Genomic DNA, 14,275 nt, shown 5'->3' on the forward strand with positions numbered 1-14,275 from the left:
GCTAGACCCGTACGCCGTGCGCGCGGAGCCACGGCATCGGGTCGATGGCGTCGCCGCCGCCCGGCCGCACCTCGAAGTGCAGGTGGGGGCCCGTGGTGTTGCCGGTGGAGCCCACCCGGCCGATGACCTGGCCGGCCTCGACCGCGTCGCCGGGCTCGACCTGGAACGCCGACAGGTGGCAGTACCACGTCTCGGTGCCGTCGCTGTGGTGGAGGACGATCCGGTTGCCGTAGGCGCCGGCCCGCTCGGTCGACACCACGACGCCTGCACCCGCCGCCTTGACCGGCGTGCCCGTGGGCGCGGCGAAGTCCTGGCCGGTGTGGCCGTGGGACCAGAGGCCGCCGCCCTCGCCGAAGTGCGCCGTCAGCGTGTAGCGCTCGACCGGCTTGACCCACTGCGGCGCCAGGGGTGCCTCGAGCAGGTCGCCGCGCTCGCCGCCGCGGGAGGCGCGGGTCGAGCGCTTGGCCGCGCCGGCCGATCTGCCGCTGCGCGCGGCGGCCTTCGTGCGAGCCTTCGGTGTCGTGCTGGGCGTGGCCGACGGGGTCGGGGAGGCCGTGGGCGAGGGGACCGCCGCAGCGGCGCGCGCGAGGCCGAGCCCGAGAGCGGTGGTGCCCGTGCTGCCCGGGCGCTTGACGTCGCCGAGGGCCTGCGAGCTCGGGCCGGTCAGCAGCGCGGCGGCAGCAGTGGCGACGACGGCGGTGCCCAGCAGGACGGTCGGGCTGGGGGAGGTGCTCGCACGACGGTGCTTGCCCGGGCGGCGGTGCTTGCCTGCCGGACGGCGTCGTGCGCTCACGGACCGTCCTTCCGGTGGGGCAGGGCTGGCGGGGGCAGCGGCGAGTGCGGGCTGGCTGGCGTGCTGGCTGAGCGTGCTGTGCTGGCTGAGCGGGGCGTGCTGGACCGAGCGGGCGTGCATGGGAACGCGCTGTGCGGGGCACACTCGGGCCCGCGCGACGTCTGGTCAGAACCATAACGGGTGGGGGTGCCGGAGGGGAAACCCGCTGTCCACAGCCCCCGCACCCTGCGTGGGCCCCGCGCGGCGGCGACGACTACCCTGCCGTGTCGTGGACCTCTTCGAATACCAGGCAAGGGACCTGTTCGCCGCCCACGGCGTGCCCGTCCTCGACGGCGCGGTCGCCGAGACCCCCGAGCAGGCGCGCGACGCCGCGGAGCGCCTCGGCGCCGGGGTCGACGGCGGCCGGGTGGTCGTCAAGGCGCAGGTCAAGGCCGGCGGCCGCGGCAAGGCCGGCGGCGTCAAGCTCGCCGACTCGCCCGAGGACGCGCAGGAGAAGGCCGCGCAGATCCTGGGCATGCAGATCAAGGGACTGACGGTGCACCGGGTCATGCTGGCGCCGGCGGCCGCGATCGAGGAGGAGTACTACTTCTCGGTCCTGCTCGACCGCTCCAACCGCACCTTCCTGGCCATGGCCTCGGTCGAGGGCGGCATGGAGATCGAGGAGGTCGCCGCCACGAAGCCCGAGGCGCTCGCCCGGGTGCCGATCGACCCGCTGACGGGCATCGACGCGGCCAAGGCCCGCGAGATCGCGGAGCAGGCGGCGTTCCCGGCCGAGCTCGTCGACCAGATCGCTCACGTCATCGAGCGGCTGTGGGACGTCTTCGTCAGCGAGGACGCGACGCTCGTCGAGGTCAACCCGCTGGTCAAGACGGCCGACGGCACGGTCGTCGCGCTCGACGGCAAGGTGAGCCTCGACGAGAACGCGGGCTTCCGCCACGCCGAGCACGACGCGCTGGCCGACGTCTCCGCCACCGACCCGCTCGAGCAGCGGGCCAAGGAGAAGGGCCTCAACTACGTCAAGCTCGACGGCTCCGTCGGCATCATCGGCAACGGCGCGGGGCTCGTCATGAGCACCCTCGACGTCGTCGCCTACGCCGGCGAGGAGTTCGGCGGCGCGAAGCCGGCCAACTTCCTCGACATCGGCGGCGGCGCCTCTGCCGAGGTCATGGCCAACGGGCTCGAGATCATCCTGTCCGACGCGGACGTGCGCAGCGTCTTCGTCAACGTCTTCGGCGGCATCACCGCCTGCGACGCGGTCGCCAACGGCATCGTCAGTGCGCTGGCGCTGCTCGAGTCGCGCGGCGAGGAGGTCACCAAGCCCCTGGTCGTCCGCCTCGACGGCAACAACGCCGAGGAGGGCCGCCGGATCCTCGTCGAGGCCGCCCACCCGCTGGTCTCGCTGGTCGACACCATGGACGACGCCGCCCGCCGCGCTGCCGAGCTCGCGGCCGCCACCCCCACCCCTGGAGCCTGACCCCGATGGCGATCTTCCTCACCGCGTCCAGCCGCATCCTCGTCCAGGGCATCACCGGCTCCGAGGGCCTCAAGCACACCCGGCGCATGCTCGCCTCCGGCGCGCAGGTCGTCGGCGGCACCAACCCGCGCAAGGCCGGCACCACGGTCGACGTCGACGGCACCTCGCTGCCGGTCTTCGCCACGGTCGCCGAGGGCATGGCCGCCACCGGCGCCGACGTGACGGTCATCTTCGTCCCGCCGGCCGGCACGAAGGCCGCCGTGCACGACGCGGTGGACGCGGGCATCCCGCTGGCCGTCGTCATCACCGAGGGCGTGCCGGTGCACGACACCGCCGAGTTCCACGCCTACGCCGAGTCCAAGGGCACCACGCGCATCATCGGCCCGAACTGCCCGGGCATCATCAGCCCCGGCGCGTCGAACGCGGGCATCATCCCGGCCTCGATCTCCGGCCCCGGCCGCATCGGGCTGGTCAGCAAGAGCGGCACGCTGACCTACCAGATGATGTACGAGCTGCGCGACATCGGCTTCTCCACCGCCATCGGCATCGGCGGCGACCCGGTGATCGGCACCACGCACATCGACGCGCTCCAGGCCTTCCAGGACGACCCCGGCACCGACGCGATCGTCATGATCGGCGAGATCGGCGGAGACGCGGAGGAGCGGGCGGCCGCCTACATCTCCGAGCACGTCACCAAGCCGGTCGTCGGCTACGTCGCGGGCTTCACCGCCCCCGAGGGCAAGACCATGGGCCACGCGGGCGCCATCGTGTCCGGCTCCTCGGGCACCGCGCAGGCCAAGAAGGAGGCGCTCGAGGCGGCCGGCGTGCGCGTCGGCAAGACCCCGAGCGAGACCGCCCGCCTCATGCGCGAGGTCATCGCCGCGCTCTGACGCGGCGTCCCGGGCGGGCCCTCGTGGCGCCGCCCGGGACCGCTGCCCGCGACCGCTGCCGCGACGACACTCCGGGGGAGCCGCAATCCCGCTCGGGCGGGACGGTCTCGGGGACGATCGAGGCGATGTCCACCCTGCTCGACGCCACCGCCGCACGTCCCCGCCAGGCGCGCCCCGCGCGCACCCCGTCGCGCCAGCCGCCGCTGCGCACGCAGCTGCTCGTCGGTGCGGTCGCGGCGCTGCGGGCGGCCGCCTTCGCACTGCTGCCGCTGGCCGTCGTCGTGCTGGTCGGGTGGGCCGGTGCCGGCGGCGACGGGGGCTCCAGCGCCGGCGACGCCCTGCGGGTCACCGTCTACGCGTGGCTGCTGGGCCACGGCGTCGACCTCTCGCTCGCCCACGGCACGCTGCGGCTCTCGCCGCTCGGTCTCACCGCCTTCCCGCTCGCGAGCCTGGTCGTGGCGGCCACCGCCGCCGTGCGAGCCTGCGGGGTGCGCACCCCGCGCCAGGCCGGGCCGGTGCTCGGGGCGCTGACCACCGCGTACGCCGTGCTGACCACCGCAGCGGCGGTGGCCACCCGCGGCAGCGCCGCGACCCCGTCCGTGGCGGGCGCGGTGCTCGGTGGGCTGGTCCTCGCCGCCGTCGGGGGCACCGTCGGCGCCCTGCGCGTGCTGCGCCGGCGGCCGCGGGCGCTGCCCACGATGCCCCGCGAGCCCGGGCTCGTGCTGGCCGGTGCCGTGGGCGCGCTGGCCACCGTGCTCGGCGCGGCCGGCCTGCTGCTCGCCGCCTCGCTGGCGCTGCACGCGCCCGAGGCCGCGGCCTCCGTGCGCAGCCTGCACCCCGGCCCGCTGGGCACCCTGCTGCTGTCGGGGCTCAGCGTGCTGCTCCTGCCCAACGCCGTCGTGTTCGCGGCGGCCTACGCCGTCGGGCCCGGGTTCGCGGTCGGTGCCGGCACGTCGGTGGCGCCCTCCGGCGTGGTGCTCGGCCCGCTGCCCGACCTGCCGCTGCTCGCGGCCCTGCCCTCGGCCGGTCCGGCCCCGACGCTCTCGCTGCTGGTCCTCGCGGGCCCCGCGCTGGCCGGCGCCGTCGCCGGTGCGGTGGTCGCCCGTCGCGCACCGGCCGGGCTGGGGCCGGACCGCGCCGCGGGCCTGGCTGCGCTCTCCGGGGTGGGTGGCGGCCTGGTCCTGGGGCTGCTCAGCCTGCTGGCGGGCGGTGGTGCCGGCGACCGCACGCTCGCGCACGTCGGGCCCTCCGCCGTGCAGGTGGGGCTCGCCGCGTCGGGCGAGCTCGCGCTCGTGGCTGCGGCCGTCGCGTGGCTGCTCGTGCACCGCGCCCGCTCGGCGGGCGCCGCGGAGCCGACCAGCCCCGCCTAGCCCCGGCGGTCCCCCCGGACCGCGGTCACGACACCCCGCGCCAGCGCGTGCGGTGCGAGTTCGCGTCGTCGCACGCCTGCACCGCCGTGTGCGTCAGCGCGCGCGAGAGGCAGTCGCGGTAGTCGCGCTCGCTGGGCACCAGCGACACGGCCAGCCCGAGCCCGGCCAGCACCGAGACCGAGAGCCCTATCGCGAGGCCGGCGGCCGCCGAGGCGGAGACCGAGCGGGAGGCCCGGCCCTCGAACAGGCCCCAGCCGCCGAGCACGACGGCGCCGAGCCCCAGCACCAGCCCGATGACCGGGTCGCGGAACGAGAGCAGGCCCAGGACGCCGAGCACGAGGGCCCACGTGCCGGTCGTCGACGGGCCGGCGCCGGGCGCCTCGGGGGAGCGCGCCGTCCGGGTGCGCCGTGCTGCCGGGTCCGCCGGGCGCCGAGGAGCCGAGCCCGGCCAGCCCTGCGGCGGCGCCTGCCGCGGCGGGTCCTGCCGCGGCGGCGCCTGCACCCCCTCCGGCGGCGGGGCCCACGGGTCGTGCGGGCCGGCGTCGTGCTGGTCGCGGGGCGAGTCGCTCACCTCGCTATGGTGACCGCTCGTGAGAACAGTGCGGCACCCGGCACGCCTGGTGGTGCTCGTCTCCGGCTCCGGCACGCTGCTCCAGGCGCTGCTCGACGCCGGGCCCGAGGCCCTCGGCGCCGAGGTGACCGCCGTGGGCGCCGACCGCGACGGCATCGCCGGGCTGCAGCGCGCCCGCGACCGCGGCATCGCCGAGTTCGTCGTGCCGCCCGCCGACTACCCCAGCCGGCAGGCGTGGGACGTCGCGATGGGGGAGGCGACCGCCGCGTACGCTCCCGACCTCGTCGTCTCGGCGGGGTTCATGCGCATCCTGGGGCCGGCGTTCCTGTCGCGGTTCCCCGACCGGGTGGTCAACACCCACCCGGCGCTGCTCCCGGCGTTCCCCGGCGCCCACGCCGTGCGCGACGCGCTGGCCTACGGCGTGCGGGTCACCGGGTCGACGGTGCACCTGGTCGACGAGGGCGTCGACACGGGGCCGATCCTGGCCCAGGAGGCGGTCGCCGTCGAGCGCGACGACGACGAGCCCGCGCTGCACGAGCGCATCAAGGTCGTCGAGCGCAGGCTGCTCGTCGACGTCGTCGGCCGCCTCGCGCGGTCGCAGTGGTCCGTCGAGGGCCGGAAGGTGAGGATCTCGTGAGCGACGCCCGCATCCCCGTACGCCGCGCGCTGGTCAGCGTCTACGACAAGACCGGGCTCGACGAGCTCGCGCGTGGCCTGCACGAGGCCGGTGTCGTCATCGTGTCGACCGGCTCGACCGCCGCGCGCATCGCCGCCGACGGCATCCCCGTGACGGCCGTGGAGGAGGTCACCGGCTTCCCCGAGACGCTCGAGGGACGGGTCAAGACGCTGCACCCGCACGTCCACGCCGGCATCCTGGCCGACCTGCGCAAGAGCGAGCACGCCCAGCAGCTCGCCGACCTGGGCATCGCACCCTTCGAGCTCGTCGTGGTCAACCTCTACCCGTTCCGCGACACGGTGCTCTCGGGCGCGACGCCCGACGAGTGCGTCGAGCAGATCGACATCGGCGGGCCCACGATGGTCCGCGCGGCGGCCAAGAACCACCCGAGCGTCGCGGTCGTCACCGACCCGGGACGCTACGACCAGGTGCTCGAGATCGTGCGCGAGGGCGGCTTCACGCTCCACCAGCGCCAGAAGCTCGCCGCCGAGGCCTTCGCCCACACCGCGTCCTACGACATCGCGGTCGCCTCCTGGATGGGCAGCGTGCTCGCGCCCAGCGACGACGGCACGGGCTTCCCCGCGTGGACCGGCGCCTCGTGGGAGCGCGCCGACGTGCTGCGCTACGGCGAGAACCCCCACCAGCGCGCCGCCCTCTACCGGCACTGGCGCCCGGGGCTCGCCCACGCGACGCAGCTCGGCGGCAAGCAGATGTCCTACAACAACTACGTCGACACCGACGCCGCCTGGCGCGCCGCGCACGAGCACGAGCAGCCGTGCGTCGCGATCATCAAGCACGCCAACCCCTGCGGCATCGCGGTCGGCGCCGACGTCGCCGAGGCGCACCGCAAGGCCCACGCCTGCGACCCGGTGTCGGCCTACGGCGGCGTCATCGCGGTCAACCGGCCGGTGACCCGGGCGCTGGTCGAGCAGCTCGAGGGCGTCTTCACCGAGGTGCTCGCCGCGCCCGACTTCGACGACGACGCACTCGACCTGCTGTCGTCGAAGAAGAACCTGCGGGTGCTGCGCGTCCCGCGCGCGACGGCGCCCGACCCGGTCGAGTTCCGCCCCGTCAGCGGCGGGCTGCTCATGCAGACCGTCGACCGGCTCCAGGCCGAGGGCGACGTGCCCGCGTCCTGGACGCTGGCCGCCGGCGAGCCCGTCGACGAGCAGACCTTCGCCGACCTCGCCTTCGCCTGGCGGGCCTGCCGCACGGTCAAGTCGAACGCGATCCTGCTCGCCAAGGACGGCGCCACCGTCGGCGTCGGCATGGGCCAGGTCAACCGGGTCGACTCCGCGCGCCTCGCGGTCGCCCGCGCCGGCGAGCGGGCGCGCGGCGCCGTGGCTGCCTCCGACGCGTTCTTCCCGTTCCCCGACGGGCTCGAGGTGCTCGTCCACGCGGGGGTCACGGCGGTCGTGCAGCCGGGCGGCTCGATCCGCGACAAGGACGTCTTCGACGTGGCCGACGAGGCCGGCGTGGCGGTCTACGTCACCGGCTCGCGCCACTTCTTCCACTAGGTGGCCGACGCCCGCGCGCTGCGCAAGGAGGCGGCCGTCGCGCTCGGGGTGCTCTCGGGTGCGATGGTCGCGGTGCAGGCACGCATCAACGGCACGCTCGCCACCCGCGTCGGGGACGCCGTCACCGCCGCCTGCGTCAGCTTCGGCACCGGGCTGCTCGTCATCGCCGCGCTCGTGGCCAGCCGCGAGGCCACGCGCCACGGCGTACGCGCGCTGCTCGCCGCGCTGCGCACCGGCCGCCTGCGCTGGTGGCAGGCCGTGGGCGGCGCCGGTGGCGCCGGCTTCGTCATCGTGCAGGCCTCGGTCGTGCCGGTCGTCGGGGTGGCGCTCTACTCGGTCTCGGTCGTCGCCGGGCAGACCAGCAGCGGGCTGGCGGTCGACCGGGTCGGGCTGGGGCCCGCCGGCCGGGCGCCCGTCACCGGGCCGCGCGTCGCGGCCGCCGCCCTGACCGTGGTCGCCGTGCTGGTGTCCGTGTCCGGCCGGCTGGGGAACGCCTCGCACCTCGTGGCGCTGGCCGCAGCCGTCGCGGCCGGCGCGGTGGTGGCCGCGCAGCAGGCGGTCAACGGGCACGTCAGCCGCGCGTCGGGGCAGCCCCAGGTCGCGGGCCTGCTCAACTTCCTCACCGGCGGGGTCGTGCTGGCCCTCGTGCTGCTGGTGCGCGCGCTGCTCGGCGCCGGGCCCGAGCACGGCCTCCCGCACGAGTGGTGGCTCTACGTCGGCGGCACGCTCGGACTGGTCAGCATCGTCGCCGCGGCCGCCGTGGTCCGGGTCCTCGGCGTCCTCACCCTCGGGCTGTGCTCGGTGCTGGGCCAGCTCGGCGGCAGCCTGGTCGTCGACGCCGTCGCGCCGGTCCACGGCCAGGGCGTGACCTGGCGCGGTGTCCTGGGCGCCGCGCTGACCGGGGTGGCGGTGCTGGTGGCGCAGCGCCGGCGCGGCCGGGCCGCGTGACAGGATCGGGGCCGTGACGGCGACCATCCTCGACGGCAAGGCCACCGCAGCGGACATCCGCGCCGACCTGAAGGTGCGCGTCGCGCGCCTCGCCGAGGCGAGGGTGACCCCGGGGCTGGGCACCGTGCTCGTCGGCGACGACCCCGGCAGCGCCGCCTACGTCGCGGGCAAGCACCGCGACTGCGCCGAGGTCGGCATCGCCAGCATCGAGGTGGCCCTGCCCGCAGACGCGACGCAGGCAGACGTCGAGGCCGCGGTCGACGACCTCAACGCCGACCCGGCCTGCCAGGGCTACATCGTCCAGCTGCCGCTGCCGCGCGGGCTCGACGAGCAGGCGGTGCTGGGGCGCATGGACCCGGCCAAGGACGCCGACGGGCTGCACCCGGTCAACCTCGGCCGGCTCGTGCTCGACCAGCCGGCGCCGCTGCCCTGCACCCCGCGCGGCTGCCTGGAGCTGCTGCGCCGCTACGACGTGCCGCTGGCCGGCGCCGAGGTCGTCGTCATCGGGCGCGGCGTGACCGCCGGGCGCCCGATGGGGCTGCTGTTCACCCGGCGCACCGAGAACGCGACCGTCACGACGTGCCACACCGGCACCCGCGACCTGGCGGCCCACGTGCGCCGTGCCGACGTGGTGGTCGCGGCCGCAGGCGTACCCGGGCTCGTCACCGCCGACATGGTCAAGCCGGGCGCCGCGCTGCTCGACGTCGGCATCACCCGCGTCGTCGGCGCCGACGGCAAGGGCCGCTACACCGGCGACGTCGACCCGGCCGCTGCCGAGGTCGCGGGCTGGCTGGCGCCCATGCCGGGCGGCATCGGCCCGATGACCCGCGCGATGCTGCTCTCGAACGTCGTGGAGGCCGCCGAACGCGGGCTCGCCGCCCGCTGATGCGCGAGTGGCCGCTCGCCTCGGTCGTGGTGGTCGCGCTGGTGGGCCTCGGTCTCGTCGCCGACCACGACCAGCCCGTGCGCCGCGGCCTGCTCGTCGTCGCGGCCGCACTGCTGCTCGGCGCCCTCCTCCGGGCCGGGCTGCCGACCGGGCGGGCAGGCCTGCTCGCGGTGCGCGGGCGCCTGATCGACGTCGCGCTGCTGGCGGCGGGGGGCGCGGCCCTGGCGGTGCTGGTGCTGGCGACCCCGTCAGGGCGGGGCTGACGAGGCGGGATAGCCTGCCTGGCGAACGATCGTGGCGCGGGACGACCCGCGCCTCCGGGCGAGGGCGAGGAGTGCCGACGTGGCGCGCAGTGGCAAGGTGACGGTCGTCGGGGCCGGCTTCTACGGGTCGACGACGGCCCTCCGGCTGGCCGAGTACGACATCCTCGACGAGGTCGTGCTCACCGACGTCGTCGAGGGCAAGGCCGAGGGCCTGGCGCTCGACATGAACCAGTCGCGGCCGATCGAGGGCTTCGAGACCCGGGTCACCGGCGCGACCACCGGCACCGACGGCTCGGGCTACGAGGTCATCGCCGGGTCCGACGTCGTGGTGATCACGGCCGGCCTGCCGCGCAAGCCCGGCATGAGCCGCATGGACCTCATCGAGACCAACGCCAAGATCGTGCGCGGCGTGGCCGAGAACGTCGCCCGCCACGCGCCCGAGGCCGTGGTCGTCGTCGTGTCCAACCCGCTCGACGAGATGACCGCGCTGGCCCAGCTCGCCACCGGCTTCCCGAAGAACCGGGTGCTCGGCCAGGCCGGCATGCTCGACACCGCGCGCTTCACCAACAACGTGGCCGAGGAGCTCGGCGTGCCGGTCGGCAGCGTGAAGACGCTGACCCTCGGCTCGCACGGCGACACGATGGTGCCGGTGCCCAGCCGCTGCACGGTCGACGGCAAGCCGCTGACCGACGTGCTCTCGCAGGAGCGCATCGACCACCTGGTCGAGCGCACCCGCAACGGCGGGGCCGAGGTCGTCGCCCTGCTCAAGACCGGCTCGGCCTACTACGCGCCCTCGGCCGCCGCGGCCCGCATGGCCCGCGCGATCGTCGAGGACGCCGGCGTCGTCATGCCGGTGTGCGCCTGGGTCGACGGCGAGCACGGCATCTCCGGCGTCTACCTCGGCGTCGAGGCCGAGCTCGGCCGCCAGGGCGTCACCCGCGTCGTCGAGAGCGAGCTGTCCGAGGCCGAGCTCGCCGCCCTCGAGGAGGCCGCCGAGGCCGTCCGGGCCAAGCAGGCCGACGTCAAGGACCTCTAGAACCAGCAGAGAAGGACAATCACGGACATGGCGAAGATCAAGGTCCAGGGGCCGGTCGTCGAGCTCGACGGCGACGAGATGACCCGCATCATCTGGCAGTTCATCAAGGACCAGCTGATCCTGCCCTACCTCGACGTGGACCTGCGCTACTTCGACCTGGGCATGGAGAACCGCGACGCGACCGACGACCAGGTCACGATCGACGCGGCGCACGCGATCCAGGAGCACGGCGTCGGCGTCAAGTGCGCGACGATCACGCCCGACGAGGCCCGGGTCGAGGAGTTCGGCCTGAAGAAGATGTGGAAGTCGCCCAACGGCACGATCCGCAACATCCTCGGCGGCGTCATCTTCCGCGAGCCGATCATCATGAGCAACGTCCCGCGCCTGGTGCCGGGCTGGACCAAGCCGATCGTCGTCGGCCGCCACGCCTTCGGCGACCAGTACCGCGCCACCGACCTCAAGGTGCCGGGCGAGGGCTCGCTCACGCTGACCTTCACCCCGAAGGACGGCAGCGCGCCGGTCGAGCTCGACGTCTACGACTTCCCCGGCCCCGGCGTGGCGCTGGCGATGTACAACCTCGACGCCTCGATCCGCGACTTCGCGCGCGCCTCGATGCGCTACGGGCTCAACCGCGGCTACCCGGTCTACCTCTCGACCAAGAACACGATCCTCAAGGCCTACGACGGCCGCTTCAAGGACATCTTCGCCGAGGTCTACGAGACCGAGTTCAAGGCCGAGTTCGAGGCCGCCGGCATCACCTACGAGCACCGCCTCATCGACGACATGGTCGCCGCGGCGCTCAAGTGGGAGGGCGGCTACGTCTGGGCCTGCAAGAACTACGACGGCGACGTCCAGTCCGACACGATCGCCCAGGGCTTCGGCTCGCTCGGCCTGATGACCAGCGTGCTGCTCAGCCCCGACGGCCGCACCGTCGAGGCCGAGGCCGCCCACGGCACGGTCACCCGGCACTACCGCCAGCACCAGCAGGGCAAGCCGACCTCGACCAACCCGATCGCCTCGATCTTCGCGTGGACCCGCGGCCTCGAGCACCGCGGCAACCTCGACGGCACGCCCGAGGTCAGCGCGTTCGCGCAGGACCTCGAGCGCGTCTGCATCGAGACCGTCGAGGCCGGCCAGATGACCAAGGACCTCGCGCTGCTCATCAGCAAGGACGCCCCCTGGCTCACCACCCAGGACTTCCTCGCCGCGCTTGACGAGAACCTGCAGAAGGCCCGCGCCTAGCGGCACCGCTCCACCCGCGCCGCGCCATCCCCCCGGGGTGGCGCGGCGCTCTGCTGGCGCACGTGGTGCGGACGAGCGCGCCTGAACTGGACAAACGGGTCGCGCGGTCCCAGAGTGGCCGGATGGGCGGTGACCGGTGGCAGGTCGCGGTCGCCCTGCAGTACGTCCTCGCGGGCTTCGCCCTGCAGCTGGCCCTGCTCTTCCTGCTGTGGTGGCAGCGCCGTCGCGCCGACCGGCACGTCCTGTGGCTCGGGCTCTGGTGCCTGTCGCTCGTGCCGCTGCTGATCTCGAGCGCAGTCCTCTTCGACGGCGTGGACGCCCACGCCGACGGCGAGCTGCTGCTCGTCAGGACCGTGTCGCTGTCGGTCATCGCCACCCTCGCGCTGCCGGCGGTGCACGGCGTGTCCCGGCTGCCCGTGCCGCGGCGGCTCACCTGGGCGGTGGCCGCCTACTACTGCGTGCGCCTGGCCCTGTGGGTCGGCACCGACCTCGTCTACGCCCACCGGCGCGGGCCCGACGGCATGCCCGACTACGGCCCGCTCGTGGCGGTCCTCGGCGTCCCGCCGGCGCTGCTCGTGGCCGTGGTCGTCTACCAGGCGGCCCGCCGCACGGACGACCGCTTCCAGCGCCTGACGCTCATGGTCGGCATCCTGGTGGCCGCGGCGTGCAACGTGGCGTCCTGGGTCCTCACCGGCGAGTGGAGCGAGCTGCTCAGCAGCCTGTGGTGCGTCCCGCTCGTCCTGCTCCTCGGGTTGATCGGGCTCCACCGCGTGGCTGCCACCCAGGCGGCCGAGGACCGGCTGCTCGGCCGGCAGGCCGCCGTCGTGGCGCTGGGCCGCTCGGCGCTGGTCAACGACGCCGACGCCCCGGTCGAGACCGAGGCCGCCGGCGTCCTGCGCGAGCACCTGGGTGCGGAGTCGGTGGCGCTGCGCCGCTACGCCGGCGACGAGCCTGCGGCCGACGGCGTACCGGGCTCGCGCGCCCGGCGCAGCGGGCTGCACCTGCAGATCGACCGCGAGACCCCGCTCGACGACGGCGAGCGCGAGTTCGTCGACTCGGTGCTCCAGGTCGTCTCGGCCAGCCTCGACCGCGAGGCGGCCGAGGAGGAGCTGCGGCGCTCGGCGCTGCACGACCACCTCACCGGGCTTCCGAACCGCACCCTGCTGCAGGACCGGCTGGAGCGCGGGCTGGCGCGGGCGGCGCGAGGGGGCGGCCAGCTGGGCGTGCTGTTCTGCGACCTCGACGACTTCAAGCACATCAACGACTCCCACGGCCACGCCGCCGGCGACGAGCTGCTGCGCGCCGTCGCCGGGCACCTGACGGCGATGGCGCGCTCCACCGACAGCGTCGCGCGCTTCGGCGGCGACGAGTTCGTGGTGGTGTGCGAGTCGGTGACCCGGCTCGAGGACCTGCTCGACGTCGCGCACCGGCTCGCCGACGCCGTACGCGGCATCGAGCTCCCCGGGGTGCGTGCCGGCCAGGTGTCGGTGTCGATCGGCATCGCGTCCTCCGACCCCCAGTCCACCCCCACGACGCTGCTGCGCGACGCCGACACCGCGATGTACCGCGCCAAGGAGCGGGGCACGGGCGTCGAGGTCTTCAGCGAGGCGCTGCGCAGCCGGCTGCTGCGGCGCACCGACGTCGAGAGCGGGCTGGCCCGCGCGGTCGAGGCGGGCGAGATCGTCACGCACTACCAGCCGGTGTTCGAGGCCGAGACGCTGCGGCTCTCGAGCGTCGAGGCGCTGGTGCGCTGGCGGCGGGGCAACGTGCTGCTGCTGCCGGGGGAGTGGATCGCGATCGCCGAGGCCAGCGGGCAGATCGTCGGCATCGGCGAGCAGGTGCTGCGCACGGCGTGCTGCGACCAGCGCGAGCTCGGCGTGCCCGTGGCGGTCAACGTGTCTGCCCGCCAGCTGGCGGTGCCCAGCTTCCTCGCCGGCGTCGAGCGGGCGCTCGCCGAGTGCCGGCCGGGCGCGCTCGTGCTCGAGATCACCGAGAGCGCGGTCATCGACGACGTCGACCACGCCCGCGGCGTGCTCTCGCAGGTGCGCTCGATGGGCGTGCGGGTCGCGATGGACGACTTCGGCACCGGCTACAGCAGCCTGAGCGCGCTGTCGCGGCTCCCGATCGACATCCTCAAGATCGACCAGGCGTTCGTGCGCCGGCTGCACGAGGAGGAGGGCCGCGCCGTGGTCTCCACCATCGTCGGGCTGGGCGGCGCTCTCGGCCACGACGTCGTCGCCGAGGGCGTCGAGACCCCCGAGCAGCTCGACGTGCTGCGCGAGCTCGGCTGCGGCTACGTCCAGGGGTTCCTGACCGGCCGGCCGGTGGCGCTCGAGCAGCTGACCGGGCGCTCTGCGCACGAGCCGCAGGGCGGCACTGAACCCGGCGCCGGGTCCGACGTCTCCTCAGAGCAGGCGCGGAACTCGGCGTAGCCCGCGCCGCCGTGCCCGGAGCGAGGGAGGTGCGCGATGCCGGAGTCCTCACGGCGTGCTGTGCTGGTGCTGGTCGAGCTGGCGGTCGTGGCGGTGCTCGCCGGCCTGGCCGTCACGGGGCGCCTGGCGGGCTGAGCCTCGTCGGCCCGGGGCCGCCGGCGGGTGCAAGAATGGCCG

The 14,275-nt window shown here is 75.0% G+C and carries 13 protein-coding genes; 11 read left to right on the plus strand and 2 right to left on the minus strand.

The annotated features are described in order from the left end of the window. Nucleotide 1: 1 nt before the first annotated feature. Nucleotides 2–793, minus strand: a complete 792-nt coding sequence (locus CLV35_RS20220) for a M23 family metallopeptidase (RefSeq protein WP_269203930.1) — start codon at nt 791–793, stop codon at nt 2–4. 268 nt (nt 794–1,061) lie between these two features. On the opposite strand from CLV35_RS20220, the gene sucC reads away from it, so the two are divergent. The 3 genes from sucC (at nt 1,062) to CLV35_RS17435 (ending at nt 4,527) form a co-directional block, all read left to right on the plus strand. Next, the gene (sucC, locus tag CLV35_RS17425; protein ID WP_121194769.1) at nt 1,062–2,267 is read left to right on the plus strand and encodes an ADP-forming succinate--CoA ligase subunit beta; all 1,206 of its coding nucleotides are present in this window, start codon (nt 1,062–1,064) and stop codon (nt 2,265–2,267) included. A 5-nt stretch (nt 2,268–2,272) separates the two neighbouring features. Next, on the plus strand, nt 2,273–3,157 hold the full coding sequence (gene sucD, locus CLV35_RS17430) for a succinate--CoA ligase subunit alpha (protein ID WP_121194770.1): 885 nt from the start codon (nt 2,273–2,275) through the stop codon (nt 3,155–3,157). 125 nt (nt 3,158–3,282) lie between these two features. Beyond that, a complete protein-coding gene (locus CLV35_RS17435; protein WP_121194771.1) occupies nt 3,283–4,527 on the plus strand; it encodes a cell division protein PerM in 1,245 nt (414 codons plus the stop codon). Nucleotides 4,528–4,552: 25 nt separating this feature from the next. Here CLV35_RS17435 and CLV35_RS17440 read toward each other — a convergent pair whose 3' ends face one another. Beyond that, the gene (locus CLV35_RS17440; RefSeq protein ID WP_121194772.1) at nt 4,553–5,098 is read right to left on the minus strand and encodes a hypothetical protein; all 546 of its coding nucleotides are present in this window, start codon (nt 5,096–5,098) and stop codon (nt 4,553–4,555) included. 19 nt (nt 5,099–5,117) lie between these two features. On the opposite strand from CLV35_RS17440, the gene purN reads away from it, so the two are divergent. The 8 genes from purN to CLV35_RS17480 all read left to right on the plus strand — a co-directional run bounded on the left by purN (nt 5,118) and on the right by CLV35_RS17480 (nt 14,098). Next, nucleotides 5,118–5,735, plus strand: a complete 618-nt coding sequence (gene purN / locus CLV35_RS20635; protein ID WP_231121989.1) for a phosphoribosylglycinamide formyltransferase — start codon at nt 5,118–5,120, stop codon at nt 5,733–5,735. Further along, complete coding sequence (gene purH, locus CLV35_RS17450) at nt 5,732–7,291, plus strand: bifunctional phosphoribosylaminoimidazolecarboxamide formyltransferase/IMP cyclohydrolase (protein WP_121194773.1); 1,560 nt, start codon at nt 5,732–5,734, stop codon at nt 7,289–7,291. Before purN ends, purH begins: the two co-directional genes overlap by 4 nt. Then, nucleotides 7,292–8,239 (plus strand): DMT family transporter, encoded by a 948-nt coding sequence (locus tag CLV35_RS17455; protein ID WP_121194774.1) that lies wholly within the window; start codon nt 7,292–7,294, stop codon nt 8,237–8,239. Between the two features lie 13 nt (nt 8,240–8,252). Further along, nucleotides 8,253–9,125, plus strand: a complete 873-nt coding sequence (locus CLV35_RS17460) for a bifunctional methylenetetrahydrofolate dehydrogenase/methenyltetrahydrofolate cyclohydrolase (protein ID WP_121194775.1) — start codon at nt 8,253–8,255, stop codon at nt 9,123–9,125. Then, the gene (locus CLV35_RS17465) at nt 9,125–9,388 is read left to right on the plus strand and encodes a DUF3017 domain-containing protein (protein WP_121194776.1); all 264 of its coding nucleotides are present in this window, start codon (nt 9,125–9,127) and stop codon (nt 9,386–9,388) included. Before CLV35_RS17460 ends, CLV35_RS17465 begins: the two co-directional genes overlap by 1 nt. A gap of 79 nt (nt 9,389–9,467) precedes the next feature. Next, nucleotides 9,468–10,424 (plus strand): malate dehydrogenase, encoded by a 957-nt coding sequence (gene mdh, locus CLV35_RS17470; RefSeq protein WP_121194777.1) that lies wholly within the window; start codon nt 9,468–9,470, stop codon nt 10,422–10,424. A 27-nt stretch (nt 10,425–10,451) separates the two neighbouring features. Further along, complete coding sequence (locus CLV35_RS17475; protein ID WP_121194778.1) at nt 10,452–11,666, plus strand: NADP-dependent isocitrate dehydrogenase; 1,215 nt, start codon at nt 10,452–10,454, stop codon at nt 11,664–11,666. Nucleotides 11,667–11,788: 122 nt separating this feature from the next. Continuing rightward, entirely contained in the window at nt 11,789–14,098 is a 2,310-nt protein-coding gene (locus CLV35_RS17480; protein WP_121194779.1) for a putative bifunctional diguanylate cyclase/phosphodiesterase, read from the plus strand. The last annotated feature ends 177 nt before the right edge of the window (nt 14,099–14,275 follow it).

It is taken from the genome of Motilibacter peucedani (genome assembly GCF_003634695.1).
Lineage (GTDB): Bacteria > Actinomycetota > Actinomycetes > Motilibacterales > Motilibacteraceae > Motilibacter > Motilibacter peucedani.